General features: G+C 69.7%; 14 protein-coding genes. 4 read left to right on the top strand and 10 right to left on the bottom strand.

Annotated elements, in window-relative coordinates; genetic code table 11:
• Positions 1 to 76 precede the first annotated feature (76 nt).
• Complete coding sequence (locus tag RC2_RS10355) at positions 77 to 1,399, top strand: outer membrane protein assembly factor BamB family protein (protein ID WP_072681375.1); 1,323 nt, start codon at positions 77 to 79, stop codon at positions 1,397 to 1,399.
• Here the strand turns inward: RC2_RS10355 and RC2_RS10360 are convergent.
• From RC2_RS10360 to RC2_RS10380, 5 genes are read right to left on the bottom strand one after another with little or no spacing between them, the layout of a single operon-like run.
• Entirely contained in the window at positions 1,384 to 2,601 is a 1,218-nt protein-coding gene (locus tag RC2_RS10360; RefSeq protein WP_068149518.1) for a class I SAM-dependent methyltransferase, read from the bottom strand. The genes RC2_RS10355 and RC2_RS10360 overlap by 16 nt on opposite strands.
• 4 nt (positions 2,602 to 2,605) lie before the next feature.
• Positions 2,606 to 3,616, bottom strand: a complete 1,011-nt coding sequence (locus RC2_RS10365) for a class I SAM-dependent methyltransferase (RefSeq protein ID WP_068149515.1) — start codon at positions 3,614 to 3,616, stop codon at positions 2,606 to 2,608.
• 38 nt (positions 3,617 to 3,654) lie between these two features.
• A complete protein-coding gene (locus RC2_RS10370; RefSeq protein ID WP_068149510.1) occupies positions 3,655 to 4,434 on the bottom strand; it encodes an enoyl-CoA hydratase/isomerase family protein in 780 nt (259 codons plus the stop codon).
• Between the two features lie 38 nt (positions 4,435 to 4,472).
• A complete protein-coding gene (locus RC2_RS10375; RefSeq protein WP_068149508.1) occupies positions 4,473 to 5,255 on the bottom strand; it encodes an NUDIX hydrolase in 783 nt (260 codons plus the stop codon).
• The gene (locus RC2_RS10380) at positions 5,252 to 6,088 is read right to left on the bottom strand and encodes an ABC transporter ATP-binding protein (RefSeq protein ID WP_068149505.1); all 837 of its coding nucleotides are present in this window, start codon (positions 6,086 to 6,088) and stop codon (positions 5,252 to 5,254) included. The genes RC2_RS10375 and RC2_RS10380 overlap by 4 nt, the downstream gene beginning before the upstream one ends.
• A gap of 43 nt (positions 6,089 to 6,131) precedes the next feature.
• On the opposite strand from RC2_RS10380, the gene glgX reads away from it, so the two are divergent.
• Positions 6,132 to 8,264 (top strand): glycogen debranching protein GlgX, encoded by a 2,133-nt coding sequence (gene glgX, locus RC2_RS10385; RefSeq protein WP_245811066.1) that lies wholly within the window; start codon positions 6,132 to 6,134, stop codon positions 8,262 to 8,264.
• 42 nt (positions 8,265 to 8,306) lie between these two features.
• On the opposite strand, the gene RC2_RS10390 is transcribed toward glgX, so the two are convergent.
• From RC2_RS10390 to ctaD, 3 genes are all read right to left on the bottom strand, one after another.
• Positions 8,307 to 9,014, bottom strand: a complete 708-nt coding sequence (locus tag RC2_RS10390) for an aminoacyl-tRNA hydrolase (protein WP_139277374.1) — start codon at positions 9,012 to 9,014, stop codon at positions 8,307 to 8,309.
• A gap of 89 nt (positions 9,015 to 9,103) precedes the next feature.
• Positions 9,104 to 10,348 carry a phosphoserine phosphatase SerB gene (gene serB, locus RC2_RS10395; RefSeq protein ID WP_068149500.1) on the bottom strand — a complete coding sequence of 415 codons (1,245 nt, stop codon included), beginning with the start codon at positions 10,346 to 10,348 and terminating at the stop codon, positions 9,104 to 9,106.
• Between the two features lie 65 nt (positions 10,349 to 10,413).
• Entirely contained in the window at positions 10,414 to 12,216 is a 1,803-nt protein-coding gene (gene ctaD, locus RC2_RS10400; protein WP_068149498.1) for an aa3-type cytochrome oxidase subunit I, read from the bottom strand.
• A gap of 158 nt (positions 12,217 to 12,374) precedes the next feature.
• Between ctaD and RC2_RS10405 the strand changes: the two genes are divergently transcribed.
• Positions 12,375 to 13,442: an ABC transporter substrate-binding protein gene (locus RC2_RS10405; RefSeq protein WP_068149493.1), complete on the top strand. Its 1,068-nt coding sequence runs from the start codon at positions 12,375 to 12,377 to the stop codon at positions 13,440 to 13,442.
• A 1-nt stretch (position 13,443) separates the two neighbouring features.
• Complete coding sequence (locus RC2_RS10410; protein ID WP_068149490.1) at positions 13,444 to 13,917, top strand: NUDIX hydrolase; 474 nt, start codon at positions 13,444 to 13,446, stop codon at positions 13,915 to 13,917.
• Positions 13,918 to 14,094: 177 nt separating this feature from the next.
• Here the strand turns inward: RC2_RS10410 and nrdF are convergent, their stop codons facing one another.
• Together nrdF and nrdE are read right to left on the bottom strand one after the other, a co-directional pair.
• Complete coding sequence (gene nrdF, locus RC2_RS10415; RefSeq protein WP_068149541.1) at positions 14,095 to 15,057, bottom strand: class 1b ribonucleoside-diphosphate reductase subunit beta; 963 nt, start codon at positions 15,055 to 15,057, stop codon at positions 14,095 to 14,097.
• Positions 15,058 to 15,175: 118 nt separating this feature from the next.
• Complete coding sequence (gene nrdE, locus RC2_RS10420) at positions 15,176 to 17,338, bottom strand: class 1b ribonucleoside-diphosphate reductase subunit alpha (protein WP_068149488.1); 2,163 nt, start codon at positions 17,336 to 17,338, stop codon at positions 15,176 to 15,178.
• Positions 17,339 to 17,341 lie beyond the last annotated feature (3 nt).

Here is a 17,341-nt window from a genome sequence, read left to right on the forward strand (position 1 = left end):
ACGCGGCCGGACCCCGGGCCGGGACGGCGGGTCCGATAGCATCGCGATGCCCCGATCCGACCCGGCAGGAGCCTGCATGCCCGACGAGTACTCGCACCGGACCCGACGCCCGGTGCGCTCTCGTTCGGTCGTCGCCCTGCTGGCGGCGGCGGGGCTGATCGCCTCCTGCGGATCGAACGACGGACCGGTCGACATCTTCGGCGACACCGGGTGGCGCGGGGGTCTGTCCGATGCTCACAACAGTGCCTCGGTGACCACCGACGGCAGCCGCGACCTGTCCCTCGAGTGGACCCGCCCGCTCGGCGCGGAGATCGCGACCCGACCGTCCATCGCGCCCAACGGGCAGATCACCGCATCGCTGGCCGCCTCCGGCAACTGCCCCCTGGGCTCGTTCCAGGGCGAGACCGGACGCAAGCGCTTCTGCAACGGTCTCGGCCCCGCCGGAGTGTCGTCCACTCCCGTCGCCGACACCGCGTCGAACCTGTACGCAGGTGAGGACGGCGCCGTGGTGTCCGTCAATCCGAACGGCCAGACCCGGTGGCTCACACCGGTGTACGGCGTTCCGCGCACCCCCCAGTTCCTGCCCGACGGCAATCTGTTGGCGATCACGCAGTTCGGTCAGGTGAACGTGCTGTCCAATCAGAGTGGACGGCCCGAGGCCCCGATCCTGGATTTGGTCCCCACCCCCGATCCCCTCGCCGCACCCGACACGCAGCTGCGCGCCGCGGACGACGGGCTGCTGGCCTGCCTCGCCGGAGGCCCCGCCTGCCCGGTCGCCGCCGCCCCTGCGGTCGACCTCGACGCGAGCGTCGTCTACGTCGTCCTGTGGCGGGAGGGTGCGATCGCCCCTCAGGTGGTTGCACTGCGCTACACCGCGGGCCCGACACCGAGTTGGTCGGAGGAGTGGTCGTCGGACCTGCTGCCGACGGCCGTCACGTCGAGTCCGGTGCTGTCCCCGGACGGGTCCCGCCTGTACACGACGGACGTCGAGGGGTCCGTGCGCGCGTACGACACCAGCGACGGCCGCGAGGTGTGGACCTACTTCGTCGGCGACCGCGCGGCGGGCAGCGTGACCGTCGCTCCGGACGGCACCCTGGTGCCCTCCGGCGGAGCCGGCGCCGTGCTGCGGGCGATCCGCGACACCGGCGACGCTCCCGAACCGGCGTGGGAGCGTACCGATCTCGTGCAGGCAGGTGCCCCCGCCGTCGCGGGCTCCACCGTCTACGCGGTGACCGGCACCGACGAGTTGTCGCTCACCACCGTCGATCTCGCCACCGGCGAGACCGTGGACACCGACGCGCTTCCGGACGCCGCCGGATACAGTCCGGGCGTCGTGGTCGGGTCGGACGGTGCGGTCGTCGTCCCCGTCGGGCTCGGGACCCTCTACTCGTTCCGCTGATCGCCGGACGGTGGAGTTCCCTCTGCACCGGGGGTGCGAGTCGGCCCACCGGCTGTGCGAGGTCCGCAGACGAAGGCGACCGCGGCGCGGCCGATCCGGGTGACCACCAGTGACATCGGCGCGGATCCGCGCAACCCGAGTTTCGGCCTGAGAACCGCCGGATCGACGTCCACCCCACGCACCAGGATCTCGAGGGAGCCGCAGTCCCGGCGCGCGAGTTCCTTCCGTAACTGCTTCTCCTGCAGCGGAAGCCGATCCAGGATCTCGAATCCCGACGTGTCCGGCGGAATGCGGTCGCCGGTGAGATGCGCGATCCGCGGGTCGAGTTGCCACAGGCCGTGCCGTGCCGCGTACTGCCGGACCAGCCCGGACCGCACCACGGCGCCGTCGGGATCGACGATGTACCGCCCCGGCGGACGCTCGTCTATCTCGTCCGGGTCGGTGTCCACCAGCGACACCGGCGGTGCGCCCGCCCGCAGGACCGTCGCGCGTCGTCGCACCCCGGCATCGGCGAGCGTGCCCGTCCAGAGGCACGCCTCGCGCACGGCGCCGTCGAGCGAGACCACCTCGATCTCCGCATCGGTCGGCAGGCGATCGAAATCCAGTCCCGGCGCACACTTCACCACGAGGTCGCGACCGGCGTAGGCCGACAACAGCTGCGGCAGTGGGGGTTCGAGTGCCGCGGGGTCGCGCAGTCGCCGTCCGCCCGACCGCCGACCGGGATCCGCCACCACCACCGTCCCGCGGGTCACCGGCGTCAGTGCGTCGGCCCGCAGGACCGGAACGTCCGGAACGTTGCGTGCCGCCATCGCCAGGCGTACCTCGTCGAGGTCGCTGCCCACCACCGTCGCGGCCGTCGCCCGCAACGCGTGCAACTCGGTCCCGATGGAGCAGGTGACGTCGTGCACGGCGCGACCCGCCAGCCGGGCTGCGCGATGCGCCGACACCGCGTCCGGCGTCGCCTGCTGGACGGCGTCGTCGGTCAGCAACCACGATCCGGACGCCGCGAGCTTGGCGCGCGCCTTGCGCCGCACCGTCACCGTCTCCACCAGCGCCGCGGCGTGGGCACCGAAGCGGGCACGCACTCGCGCCAGGTCGCCGACCAGGGAGGCCGGGGTCAGTGCGTACTCGTCGACCTCGGCGAGCGCCTCCGCCGCGACCGTCAGATACTCGACGTCGGCGAGGTCGAACGCGTAGCCCACCGAGTCAGTCGGTGGCGAGCGGCTTGGTGCCGGTGATCATCACGTTGTAGAAGTAGCCGCGCGGCACCACGTGGTGGAGCACCTTCTCGTCGAGCCAGCTGAGCGACTTCCAGCCGGTGAAGGCGAACCGTGCCCACCCCCAGCCGAGCTTCTCCGCCGGCACGGCTGCCTCGAACGTGCGCACGGGCCACCCCAGCAGCGCCGCGGCGAACTCCTCGGTCTTCGCCTGCGCGCCCTCGGCGCCGGCGGCCGTCGCGATCTCCTCGAGCTCCGCCGGATCGAACGTGTGCAGATCCACGACGGCTTCGAGCGCCGCGGCACGCGAGGACTCGTCGAGTTCCTGCTGCGGGCGACGCCAGTCGGCGAGGAACGGCAGCTTGGTCACGCGCGTCGTGGCCTCCCACGTCGCCCGGCCGAGCCAGCGCGCGTAGAAGTTGCCGACGGTGGTCGGCTCGCCCGCGAACACGAAGCGGCCGCCGGGCTTCAGCACCCGCAGCACTTCCCGCAGGGACTGCTCGACGTCCGGAATGTGGTGCAGCACTGCGTGACCCACGACGAGGTCGAACGTGTCGTCGTCGTACGGGATGGTCTCCGCGTCGGCCACGCGCCCGTCGACCGGGAGACCGAGGTTCTCGGCGTTGCGCAGGGCGACCTTGACCATGCCCGGCGACAGGTCGGTCACCGAGCCGGTGGCGGCGACCCCGCTCTGCATGAGGTTGAGCAGGAAGAAGCCGGTGCCGCAGCCCAGCTCCAGCGCCCGCTCGTACGGCAGCGGCTGATCGCCCGCCACCGCGTCGAACCGGCCGCGGGCGTAGTCGATGCAGCGCTGGTCGTAGGAGATGGACCACTTGTCGTCGTACGTCTCGGCTTCCCAGTCGTGGTAGAGCACCTGGGCGAGCTTGGTGTCCGAGCGTGCGGCGGCGACCTCCTCGGCACTCGCGTGGGGCCGCGGTGCCGGATCGGAGGTCGCGTCGGCCGACGAGTCGGCCGGAATCGGGTCGTGACGAACGGTCATGAAAACAGAGCCTAACCGGTGCCCCGTGACGGACCGCGTCAGTTCCCCGTGAACTCGGCCTTGCCGGGGCCGTTCTCGAGGAACGACGACATGCCGATGGACCGGTCGTCGGTGGCGAACAACGACGCGAACACGTGGGCCTCGATCTTCAGACCCGTCGCGAGGTCGGTGTCGAGACCCTCGTCGATCGCGGCCTTCGCGGCGGCCAACGCGCGCGAGGCCCCGCCGACGAACTGGCTCGCCCACGCCCGGGCGGCGTCGTACACCGCATCGGGGGCCACCACCTCGTCGACCAGTCCGATACGCAGCGCCTCCTCCGCGCCGACGAAGCGGCCGGTGAAGATCATGTCCTTGGCCCGACTCGGGCCGATCAGGCGCGCGAGACGCTGGGTGCCGCCGCCACCGGGAATGACGCCGAGGAGCACCTCCGGCACACCGAGCTTCGCATTGTCCCCGGCGATGCGTCGATCCGCGCCGAGCGCGACCTCGAGGCCACCGCCCAGGGCGTAGCCGGTGATCGCCGCGACGGTCGGCTTCGGAATCGACGCGACGGCGCCGAGCCCGGCCTGCAGACCGCCGATCGCATCGGTCATCTGCTGCGCGCTCATCTCGGCCATCTCCTTGATGTCCGCCCCCGCGGCGAAGACCTTTTCGCCGCCGTACACGATCACCGCGCGCACCGCGTCGTCCGCGGTCGCCGCCGCCGCGACCTCCCGCAACTCGCCCTGCACCTGACGGTTCAGCGCGTTCATCGGGGGGCGCGACAGCCGGATGGTGCCGATTCCGCCGTCGACGTCGAGAGTCACGAATTCAGCCATGCCGGTGAGGCTACCGGGGCGCACGGTCGTCGGTGCCCTCAGGCGAAGGCCGCGTAGTAACGCTCGGCGCCGGGGAACTCCACCCGGCGGTGCTCCCCGTCGCGCACGAGCACGGGCTGCACCGGGTCCAGGCGGTAGGAGGCCGCGAACGCGTCCGCGACGGTGTCGTGCTCGGCCAGATCCGCCAGGGTGGACCAGGTGGGCGGCATCATCGTGCGGGCGCGGGTGCGCAGATCCGCGAGGGCGTCGGCGGGCCGGAACCAGCCGGCGTCGACGGCTTCGCTGGTGGCGTCGTCGGCTCGCTGCCCGGTCGGCACCACGGCGAGGAAGAACCGGGTGTCGTAGCGGCGGGTGGTCTCCCCCTCGGGGGTGATCCACCGGGCGGCCGGCCGGAGCAGATCGGCGCGGACGGACAGTCCGGTGTCGGCGAGGAACTCCGAGAACGCGATGTCGCGGGACTCGACCGCCCGTCGGCCCGCCGCGTACGCCGCGGTGTCGGCGACGACCGCGTGCTCGTCCGGTCCGGCGAGCAGGATGCCGCACTCCTCGAACGTCTCCCGCACCGCGGCGAGGACCAGGGCACGGGCGGTCGGGGTGTCGGTACCGAACTGCTCGGCCCACCACGACGGCGCGGGCCCCACCCACGGATCGACCCCGGTCGGCGCGGTGCGGTCGGATGCGTCCACACCGCCGCCGGGATAGACCGTCATCCCCGCGGCGAACGCCATGGCCTTCACCCGACGCTGCAGGAAGACCTCGAGGCCGTGCTCGCCGTCCCGCACCAGCACGACGGTCGACGCGTCGCGCACCGGCACGCTCATCGGGCGCGTCGATGCGACGGGCCGCGGCGCTTGCGGCGCGCGAAGAACCGATCGTCCGCCCGGTCCAGCGCGATCGCCTGACTGAAGGCCGTCGACAGGTTCTCCTCCGTGATGACGTCGTCGATCAGTCCCTGCGCGACCACGCCGCCCTCCTTGAGCAGCATGGCGTGGGTGAAGCCGGGCGGAATCTCCTCGACGTGGTGGGTGACCAGCACCGTCGCCGGAGCGTCGGGGTTCATGGCGAGCTCGGCGAGGATCGCGACGAGGTCCTCACGTCCGCCGAGGTCGAGGCCCGCGGCGGGCTCGTCGAGCAGGAGCAGTTCGGGGTCGGTCATGAGCGCCCGCGCGATGAGCACCCGCTTGCGCTCCCCTTCGGACAACGTGCCGAACGTGCGGCGGGCCAGGTGCTCGATACCGGCGCGCTCGAGCATGTCGATGGCCCGCTCGTCGTCGACGGCCTCGTACTCCTCGCGCCATCGGCCGAGGACCGCGTAGCCGGCGGAGACCACGAGATCGGACACCACCTCGTCGCCCGGAATCCGTCCCGCGAGTGCCGCCGACGAGAGCCCGATCCGCGGCTTGAGCTCCGAGATGTCCACGTGCCCCAGGGTTTCCGCCAGTACGTGCGCGGTGCCCTCGGTCGGGTAGAGCTCCGCGGCGGCGATCTTCAGCAGGGTCGTCTTGCCCGCGCCGTTGGGGCCGAGCACCACCCACCGCTCGTCGAGTTCGACGTTCCAGGTCACCGGACCGACGAGCGTCGTGGTCCCCCGGCGGACGGACACGGAGTCGAGTTGGACGAGCAGGTCGGGATCAGGTTGGGACACGACGTCCATCTTGTCCCACGCCGCCGGGCTCGACACGGCAGGATTGCCTCGCGTGTCGCACGATCACCCGTCCCCCCGGTCCCTGTCGGCCCCCGGCCGTCCCTTTCCCCTCGGCGCGCACGTCGTCGACGGCGGTGTCTCCTTCGCCGTCCACGCCCCCGAGGCCACGGCGATCGACGTCTGCGTGATCGACGACGACGGCACCGAGACGCGTCACCGACTGCCCGAACGGACCTACGGGATCTGGCACGGCATCGTCGCCGGAGCCGCGGCGGGCACCCGATACGGACTGCGCGCCGACGGCCCCTGGCAGCCGGAGTCCGGCCGCCGCTTCGATCCGGGCAAGCTGCTGCTCGATCCCTACGCCCGCCGGATCACCGGTGGCCTCGGCGACGCCGACGCTCTGCTTCCGTACGACGACGAACCCTTCGGACGCCGATCCCACCGAGACTCCCGTGGCCACGTCCCCCTCGCCGTCGTCACCGCGCCCGCCGAGCGCCGCGGCCGCCCCCGCCTCGAGACGGACTGGGACGCCACCGTCGTCTACGAACTGCACGTCGGCTCCTTCACCGCAGCTCATCCCGACGTTCCCGAGGACCTCCGCGGCACGTACGCCGGGCTGGCGCACCCCGCCGTCGTCGCTCATCTGCGTGATCTCGGCGTCACGGCCGTCGAACTGCTGCCGGTGCACGCCTGCCTCACCGAACCCGGCGTGCACGCCCGTGGGATGCGCAACCACTGGGGGTACTCGACGGCCTCCTACTTCGCTCCCGAACCGCGCTACTCCTCGGTTCCCGGCGGGGAGGTCGAGGAGTTCCGGGCCATGGTCGACGCGCTTCACGACGCCGGGCTCGAGGTGATCCTCGACGTCGTCTACAACCACACCTGTGAGGGCGGCGTCGACGGGCCGTCGCTGTCCTGGCGGGGCCTCGACGCGCCGGGGTACTACCTCCTCGACGAGCGTGGCCGCGACGTCGACCTCACCGGATGCGGCAACACGCTCGACGCCGCCTCGCCCGCGGTCGTGCGGATGGTGTGCGACTCGCTGCGGTACTGGGCCACCGACATGGGTGTCGACGGGTTCCGCTTCGACCTCGCCTCCACCCTGGGACGCCCCGGCGGGTGGCGTTTCGACCCGCGGGCTCCGCTGCTCAGTGCGATCGCGGCGGACCCCGTGCTGTGCCGGACGAAGCTGATCGCCGAACCCTGGGACGCCACCGGGCCCGGCTATCAGGTGGGCGGCTTCGGCGGCGTGTGGAGCGAGTGGAACGACCGCTACCGCGACACCGTCCGCCGATTCTTCGCGGGGCAGGGCGGGGTACGCGAGCTCGCCTCCCGGCTCGCCGGATCCGAGGACATCTACGGCGCCGGCGGACGTCGCCCGTGGGCGTCGATCAACTTCGTCACCGCGCACGACGGCTTCACCGCTCGCGATCTCGTCTCCTACGAGCGCAAGCACAACGAGGCCAACGGCGAGTCCAACCGCGACGGCTCCGACGGCAACCACTCGGTGAACCACGGCGTCGAGGGCGCCACGGACGATCCGGCCGTGCTCGCCGCCCGCGACCGCCACGTCCGCGCTCTGCTGTCGGTGCTCGCCCTCTCCACCGGGACACCGATGTTCCTCGCCGGCGACGAGTTCGGGCACACCCAGCACGGCAACAACAACGCCTACTGCGTCCCGGCCGACACACCCGCTGCCGACGCCCATGCCGTCCGGTGGGCGTACCGCGACACCGACCTCGCGACCACGATCGCCCGCGCACTCCGGTGCCGACGGACCGCGCCGGTGCTGCGTCAGCAGGAGTTCTTCGCAGGCCGGCGCACGCCGACGGGCGAGCCGGACCTCGTGTGGTTCGACGCCGCGGGCAACGAGATCGTCGGCGACGCCTGGCACGACGACACCGCACGCACCCTGCAGGCGTGGGTCGACGGATCCGACGTGCGCATCCCCGGCTCGCACGGTCGGTCGTTCGAGTCCGCGCTGCTGGTCGTGCACGCCGGCGGACCCACAGGCATCGTGCTCCCCCACCACGACGCCCTGACCTCGGCCTCGGACTACGTGCCCGTCTACGACTCCGCCGCGCGGGACGGCCGGCCCCTCGACCCGGCCGGGCAGGAGCCGGGCAGTGTGGTCGAGGTGGCGGGGCCGATCGTCCTGGTCTACGTGACCGCGGCGCGCTGAGCGCCGCCATCAGAGCAGCGGCGCGCTGAGCCGGCGGCTGAGTCAGGTGATGCTGCGGAGGTCGGCGAGCACCGTCGTCGACCCGGGTGCGACCTCGGTGTAGCCGGCGTCGCGGACCCCGACCACGTCGTCACCGAGTGCGGTCGCCTCGGCCCAGCGGACGTCGTCGGCGAGGCGCACGTCGGTCGGGCAGCCGCGACCGAACCATCGCTCGACCGTCTCGAACGGCAATCGGCCGGCCGCGAGCATGACCGCGTGACCGACCTGGGCGGCGGTCTTGCCGACGGTCATGTCGAGGGCGGCGTTCACCCACAGGACGAGCGCGTCGGGATCGGGCGTGTCGGTGCCGTCGTCGTGCGGCAGGTCCGTGCCCTCGACCTGGAGTTTGCGCAGACGCGGGTCGAGGTCGCGCAGTCGGCACGGTACGTACACCCGCGCCGAGGCGCCGTCGACCGTGGCGGTGATGCCGTCGACCTCCTGCGCCGCGGCCCACTGGGCGCCGCGGGCGCGACGGGAGACCTTGCGAATCCGGGCGTCCAGCCAGGCCGTGTACTCGTCGTGCCACGGTCCGTCCGGGCCGACCCGAGGGTCGAGGCACACCTGCGCGGTGGCGGTGGCGGCAGCCCGGAGCAGCGCCGAGCGGGCCGGCGGCTCGGCCTTCGGGATGTGCAGCACCATCGGCATGGCCCGCACGTCACCGGGATCGTCGGGGTCGCGTCGGGAGCCGAACCGGTCCGCTCCGTCGGCCATGCGGACGAGGGCGGCGTGCCGAACGGCGAGCGACGTGTCGGGCCCGGACTCGGACCCGGGCCCGGACTCGCTCGGGGGCTCGAACTCGGTCACGGGATCGGGATGCGACGGACGAGGCCGTCGACGGTGTCGGCGGCCTCGATCTCGCTGCGGGTGACGCCGAGAACGAACAACAGGGCGTCGAGGAACGGGGTGGACAGCGCGGTGTCCGCGACCTCACGCAGCGCCGGCTTGGCGTTGAACGCGACGCCGAGGCCCGCGGCCGTGAGCATGTCGATGTCGTTGGCGCCGTCGCCCACGGCCACCGTCTGCTCCATCGGGACGCCCACCTCGGACGCGAACTGCCGCAACGCCACCGCCTTCTGCGCGCGGTCGACCACCTGCCCGGTCACGCGGCCGGTGAGTCGGCCGTCGACGATCTCGAGGGTGTTGGCCTGCACGAAGTCCAGTTCGAGTTCGTGGGCGAGGCCCTCGATCACCTGGCGGAAACCGCCGGAGACGACGCCGCAGTGGTACCCGAGGCGGCGCAGCGTGCGAATGGTGGTGCGGGCACCCGGGGTGAGTTGCAACTCGGCGGCCACCTCGTCGATGACCGAGGCGTCCAGTCCGGCGAGGGTCGCCACGCGACGATCGAGCGACTCCGCGAAGTCGATCTCGCCCCGCATCGCGGCCTCGGTGACCTCGCGGACCTCGTCCTCGACGCCGGCGCGAGCGGCCAGCATCTCGATCACCTCGCCCTGAACGAGCGTCGAGTCGACGTCGAAGACGATGAGCCGCTTGGCGCGTCGGGCGAGGCCGGCGCGCTCCACCGCGACGTCGATGCCCACACCGGCGGCGACGGTGGCGAGCGAGGTGCGCAGCCGCTCGTCGGCGTCGTCCGCCGCGTGGTCCACGGACACGTGCAGCTCGAGGCCCGTGACCGGGTAATCGGCGATGCCGCGAATGGAATCGATGTTCGCGCCCTGACGGGCCAACTCACTCGACAGCACACTGATCGCCCGCGCCGTGACGGGTCGGCCGAGCACCACCACCACGTGAGTGGACAGCGGGGTGCGGCCGTGTTCGCTGCCCACCTCGACGTCGACGTGCACACCGACGGTGGCCATCGCCTCCTCGAGATGCTCGTGCAGCGTCTCGACGTCGCCCGAGCACTCGCCGAGGACACCGAGCGTCAGTCGACCACGAATGACGACCTGCTCCACGTCGAGCACGGACACGTCGTGGCGCGCGAGGGTGGCGAACAGAACGGACGTGACACCGGGCTTGTCGCCGCCGGTGACGGTGACGAGCACCGACGTCGCGCGTCGTTCGGGCTGTGCCTCACTGCTGGTCACGAAGGACCCCTTTCCAGCGAAAAGCCCCTCGCCGAGACGGGAGGGGCTGATCGCACGAGACGGTGTCAGGGGCGGCCGGAATCCGGATCGCGATCCGCCGACGACTCGTGGTCGCTGGTGGCGATCGGTGCCCGCCGAGCCTGCTCGAGGGTTTCCGTGGTCTTGCCGCCGCCGTGGCCGGGGCCCACGTGCGCCTCGGCACGCATGCGCTCGACCATGTGCGGGTAGTGCAGCTCGAACGCCGGACGCTCCGAACGGATGCGGGGCAGCTCCACGAAGTTGTGGCGCGGCGGCGGGCAGCTGGTGGCCCACTCGAGCGAGTTGCCGTAACCCCACGGATCGTCGACCGTGACCGGATCGCCGTAGCGGTAGCTCTTGAAGACGTTCCACAGGAACGGCAGCGTCGAGGCACCGAGGACGAACGCACCGACGGTGGAGATCGAGTTCAGCACCGTGAAGCCGTCGGAGGGCAGGTAGTCGGCGTAGCGACGCGGGAAGCCCTCGGCGCCGAGCCAGTGCTGCACCAGGAACGTGGCGTGGAAGCCGATGAACGTGGCCCAGAAGTGCCACTTGCCGAGCGCCTCGTCCATCATGCGGCCGGTCATCTTGGGGAACCAGAAGTAGATGCCCGCGTAGGTCGCGAACACGATCGTGCCGAAGAGCACGTAGTGGAAGTGCGCGACCACGAAGTACGAGTCGGTGACGTGGAAGTCGATGGGCGGGCTGGCGAGCAGCACGCCGGACAGACCACCGAAGAGGAACGTCACCAGGAAGCCGACCGAGAAGAGCATCGGCGTCTCGAAGGTCAGGTGCCCCTTCCACATGGTGCCGATCCAGTTGAAGAACTTCACGCCGGTGGGCACCGCGATGAGGAACGTCATGAAGGAGAAGAACGGCAGCAGCACCGCGCCCGTGGCGTACATGTGGTGCGCCCACACCGCGATGGACAGCGCCGCGATGGCGATGGTGGCGTAGATCAGACCCGTGTAACCGAACAGCGGCTTGCGGGAGAAGACCGGGAAGATCTCCGAGACGATGCCGAAGAACGGCAGCGCGATGATGTACACCTCGGGGTGTCCGAAGAACCAGAACAGGTGCTGCCACAGCAGAACACCGCCGGTGGCCGGATCGAACAGGTGAGCGCCGAGATGCCGGTCCGCAGCCAGGCCGAGCAGCGCGGCGGTGAGCAGCGGGAAGGCGAGCAGCACCAGGATCATCGTGACGAAGATGTTCCAGGTGAAGATCGGCATGCGGAACATGGTCATGCCGGGCGCACGCAGGCAGATGACCGTGGTGATCATGTTGACGCCGCCGAGGATGGTGCCCAGGCCGGACAGGGCCAGACCCATGATCCAGAAGTCGGCACCGATGCCGGGCGAGTGCACCGCGTCGGTCAGCGGCGTGTAGGCCGTCCACCCGAAGTCCGCGGCACCGCCGGGGGTGATGAAGCCGGCGGAGGCGATGAGCGCACCGAAGAGGTAGAGCCAGTAGCTGAACGCGTTCAGACGCGGGAACGCCACGTCCGGAGCGCCGAGCTGCAGCGGCATGATGTAGTTCGCGAACGCGAAGACGATCGGCGTCGCGTACAGCAGCAGCATGATGGTGCCGTGCATGGTGAAGAGCTGGTTGTACTGCTCGTTCGACAGGAACTGCAGGCCCGGCACGGCCAGCTCCGCGCGCATGAGCAGCGCCAGGACACCACCGAACAGGAAGAACCCGAACGAGGTGACCATGTACATGATGCCGAGCGTTTTGGGATCGGTGGTCGTCACCATCTTGTGGACGAACGAACCCTTGGGCCCCATGCGGGGCGGGTACGGCCGCGAAGCCGTCAGCTCGGGGACTGGCTGGGGCGCTAGGGCAGTCACTGATCCTCCTGAATGCGCGTCTCTCCGCGGAAGCGAAGTGGACGCATGAACGTGCGCTACATGGATCGTAACCCCCTGGGCCGACATGTGAAGCGCGGGTCCTACTCGGTGTCGTAGGTCGTCCGTCACGCCCGGGCACCTCCAGTAGGGTCACCGCCATGCTTCGTCGTTCCCGCCGTCGGTCGGCAGCGCTCGTCGTCACCGTCGGGACCCTGGTCGCGACCCTCGCTGCCTGCGGCGACACCGGTGGTGACGACGCGTCGACGATCGTGCGGACCACGACCAACGTGGCCGGTGCCGGCGTCGTCGGAATCGAACGCGACACCGTCGGACTCTGTGCCCTCCCCCAACCCGCCGACGCCTTCGGCCGGCAGGGTGACGGGCGCATCGTCGTCGGCAGCGGGCGCACCGTCACGGTCCCGGCCGACCCGCAACGCATCGTGGTGTTGTCGATGGAGGCACTCGACGCGTCCTGCGCGGTCGGCACCTGGGAGCGGGTGGTCGGCGCGCCCACCGTTCCGCTCGCGCCCACCGCTCCCCCGTCCGCCCTGCCGCGTCCCGACTACCTCGGTACCGGGATCGCCCGGATCGCTCCGGTCGGCCCACCCTCGGCCCCGGACGTCGAGGCGATACGAGCCCTCGCGCCCGATGTCATCGTCGGCACCGACGAGCTCGACCCGGCCGTTCGCGACGAGCTCGACGCCATCGCCCCGACGGTGCTCACTCGCACCGAGTCCTCCTGGACCGACCGAGCCCTCCTCGCGGCCACGGCGATGGGACGTCGTGAGGCGGCGTCGCGCGCCGTCGACGACTACCGCGCTCGGGCCGAGGACGTCGGGCTGCGGCTGAACAGCCGACTGACCGAGGCCTCCGTGATCCGCTTCCACGGCGACGGTGCGGATGTTCTCGGCGACGACAGCTTCGCCGGTCAGGTCCTGACCGCCGCCGGCGTCCGCCGACCGGGGCCGCAGCAGGGCCCCACCGCTCCGCTCCCCGCCGACGACCTCTCCGTCGCCGAGGGCGATCTGATCTACGTGATCTTCGACGGCCCCGACGGGCTCGAGAACGGGCGGTCCGTCATGGAGAGCGACGCCTGGAAGGACCTCGGCGCCGCCACCGACGGGCGTGTGTTCGCCGTCGACGACGCCGCCTGGTCGGGCAACGGCGTCATCGCCGCCCGCACCGTGCTGACCGACCTCGAGAACTCGCTGAACGGATACGTCTGACGTGCCGGTGCCCGAGTTCATCCTGGACCTGCGCGAGAAGATCGGCCACGCTCCGCTCTGGCTGTCCGGCGTCAGCGCCGTCGTCCTGGACGCCGACGATCGGATCCTGCTGACCCGCCGCGTCGACAACGGGCGGTGGGCCGTGGTGTCCGGGGTGCTGGAACCCGGCGAGGAGCCCGGCCCCGCAGCCCTGCGCGAGATCGCCGAGGAGACGGGTGTGGTGGCCGAGCTGGTTCGGCTGACCAGCGTCGACGTCACCGACCCGATCGTCTACCCCAACGGCGACCACACGCAGTACCTCGACCTCTGCTTTCTCGCCCGGCACGTCTCCGGTGAAGCTCGGGTGGCCGACGACGAGAACACCGACGTCCGGTGGTTCGACGCGAACGACCTGCCGGCCGACCTGACCGACACCTCCCGGCTGCGCATCGACAAAGCACTCCACCACGGCCCCGAGGCGTGGTTCCGGCAGTAGGTCAGCGCACCCGCGCCGCTTCCCACCACCCTCGTGTGCGAGTTCCGCCGCATTGTCGGCCGGGGTTCTGCGGATCCGCGGAATCGGGGCGGATCGTGTGGGAGAACTCGCGCGCCGGCCCCCGACACGCGAAACGGGGCGCCACCCGAAGGTGGCGCCCCGTTCGTACGCAGAGGATCAGAAATCCCAGTCGTCGTCCTCGGTGTTGACGGCCTTGCCGATGACGTAGGAGCTGCCGGAGCCGGAGAAGAAGTCGTGGTTCTCGTCCGCGTTGGGCGACAGCGCCGACAGGATCGCCGGGTTGACGTCGGTCTCGTCCTTGGGGAAGAGCCCCTCGTAGCCCAGGTTCATCAGCGCCTTGTTGGCGTTGTAGCGAAGGAACTTCTTGACGTCCTCGCTGAGCCCGACCTCGTCGTAGAGGTCCTGGGTGTACTCGGTCTCGTTCTCGTACAGCTCGAAGAGGAGGTCGAAGGTGTAGTTCTTCAGCTCCTCGCGTTCGGCGGCGGACCGCGTCTCGAGCCCGCGCTGGTACTTGTAGCCGATGTAGTACCCGTGCACCGCCTCGTCGCGAATGATCAGGCGGACCAGGTCGGCGGTGTTGGTGAGCTTGGCCCGCGAGGACCAGTACATCGGCAGGTAGAAGCCCGAGTAGAAGAGGAACGACTCGAGAAGGGTCGAGGCGACCTTGCGCTTGAGCGGGTCGTCGCCCTGGTAGTAGTCCATGACGATGGACGCCTTGCGCTGCAGGTTGGCGTTCTCCTCCGACCAGCGGAACGCGTCGTCGATGTCCCGCGTGGAGCACAGGGTGGAGAAGATCGACGAGTAGGACTTGGCGTGCACCGACTCCATGAACGCGATGTTGGTGTACACCGCCTCCTCGTGCGGGGTGATCGCGTCGGGGATCAGCGACACGGCGCCCACGGTGCCCTGGATGGTGTCGAGCAGCGTCAGGCCGGTGAAGACCCGCATGGTGAGCTGCTTCTCGTGCTCGGTGAGGGTCTGCCACGACGGGATGTCGTTGGACACCGGCACCTTCTCGGGGAGCCAGAAGTTGCCGGTGAGGCGATCCCAGACCTCGGCGTCCTTGTCGTCCTGCACGCGGTTCCAGTTGATCGCGGACACGCGATCGATGAGCTTCACCATGATTTCCTACCTGCTGATTCGACCCTGTTTCGCGGCCGCACCGCGATGCTCGTGACCGGGCGTGACACGCCCTCACCGACCTTCGCTCCGACCCTACCGGGCACGGAGCCACCTGCTAGAGCATGCAGCTGACGCAACCCTCGACCTCGGTGCCTTCGAGAGCCATCTGCCGCAGCCGGATGTAGTACAGCGTCTTGATGCCCTTGCGCCACGCGTAGATCTGCGCCTTGTTGATGTCGCGGGTGGTGGCGGTGTCCTTGAAGAACAGCGTCAGCGACAGGCCCTGATCGACGTGCTGCGTGGCCGCGGCGTAGGTGTCGATGATCTTCTCGTACCCGATCTCGTACGCGTCCTGGTAGTAGTCCAGGTTGTCGTTCGTCAGGTACGGCGCCGGGTAGTAGACGCGGCCGATCTTGCCTTCCTTGCGGATCTCGATCTTCGACGCCACCGGGTGGATGGAGCTGGTGGAGTAGTTGATGTAGGAGATCGACCCGGTCGGCGGGACCGCCTGCAGGTTCTGGTTGTAGATGCCGTGCTCGCGCACCGACGCCTTCAGCTGCTCCCAGTCGGCCTGCGTCGGGATGTGGATCCCGGCGTCCGCGAACAACTCTCGCACCCGCGCGGTCTTCGGCTCCCACACCTGATCGGTGTACTTGTCGAAGAACTCGCCTGAGGCGTACTTCGACTCGGAGAACCCACCGAAGGAGGTGCCGCGCTCGATGGCGAGACGGTTCGACGCGCGCAGCGCATGGAACAGCACCGTGTAGAAGTACATGTCGGTGAAGTCGATGCCCTCCTCGCTGCCGTAGAAGATGCGCTCGCGAGCGAGGTACCCGTGCAGGTTCATCTGCCCGAGGCCGATGGCGTGGGAGTTGTTGTTGCCCTCCTCGATCGACGGCACCGAGGTGATGTGCGTCTGATCGGAGACGGCCGTCAGGCCGCGGATGGCGACCTCGATGGTCTGCGCGAAGTCCGGCGAGTCCATCGTCTTGGCGATGTTCAGCGAGCCGAGGTTGCACGAGATGTCCTTGCCCACATGGCTGTAGGACAGATCGTCGTTGAACGTCGACGGGGTGGAGACCTGCAGGATCTCCGAGCACAGGTTGGAGTGGGTGATCTTGCCGTCGATCGGGTTCGCCCGGTTCACCGTGTCCTCGAACATGATGTACGGGTAGCCCGACTCGAATTGCAGCTCGGCGAGGGTCTGGAAGAACTCGCGCGCCTTGATCTTGGTCTTGCGGATGCGCTTGTCGTCCACCATCTCGTGGTACTTCTCGGTGACGTTCACGTCCGCGAAGGGCACGCCGTGGATGCGCTCGACGTCGTACGGCGAGAACAGGTACATGTCCTCGTTCTTCTTCGCCAGCTCGAACGTGATGTCCGGGATCACCACGCCCAGCGACAGCGTCTTGATGCGGATCTTCTCGTCCGCGTTCTCGCGCTTGGTGTCGAGGAAGCGGTAGATGTCGGGGTGGTGCGCGTGCAGGTACACCGCGCCCGCACCCTGCCGGGCGCCGAGCTGGTTGGCGTACGAGAACGAATCCTCGAGCAGCTTCATGATCGGGATGACGCCGGACGACTGGTTCTCGATGCGCTTGATCGGCGCGCCGGCCTCACGAATGTTGCTGAGCAGCAACGCCACTCCGCCGCCGCGCTTGGACAGCTGCAGGGCCGAGTTGATCGAGCGACCGATGGACTCCATGTTGTCCTCGATGCGCAGCAGGAAGCAGGAGACGGGCTCGCCGCGCTGCTTCTTGCCCGAGTTGAGGAACGTCGGCGTCGCGGGCTGGAACCGGCCGGCGATGATCTCGTCGACCAGATGCCGGGCGAGTACCTCGTCACCGGCGGCGAGGGTCAGCGCCACCATGACGACGCGATCCTCGAACCGCTCCAGGTAGCGCTTCCCGTCGAACGTCTTCAGCGTGTAGGAGGTGTAGTACTTGAACGCACCCAGGAACGTCGGGAACCGGAATTTCTTCGAATACGCGTGGTCGAGAAGGGTTTTGACGAACGACCGGGAGTACTGGTCGAGAACCTCGGCCTCGTAGTAGTTCTCCTCGACGAGGTAGTCGAGCTTCTCGTCCAGGTTGTGGAAGAAGACGGTGTTCTGGTTGACGTGCTGCAGGAAGTACGCCCGCGCCGCCTCGCGGTCCTTGTCGAACTGGATCTCCCCGTTCGGCCCGTACAGGTTGAGCATCGCGTTGAGCGCGTGGTAGTCGAGATCCGAAGCGTCGGATCGCGACGTCGCCGGGGACGTGTCCGTGACGGTCGGGGCCATGGG

The organism is Rhodococcoides corynebacterioides NBRC 14404 (assembly GCF_001894765.1).
In the GTDB taxonomy this organism is placed as follows: domain Bacteria; phylum Actinomycetota; class Actinomycetes; order Mycobacteriales; family Mycobacteriaceae; genus Rhodococcoides; species Rhodococcoides corynebacterioides.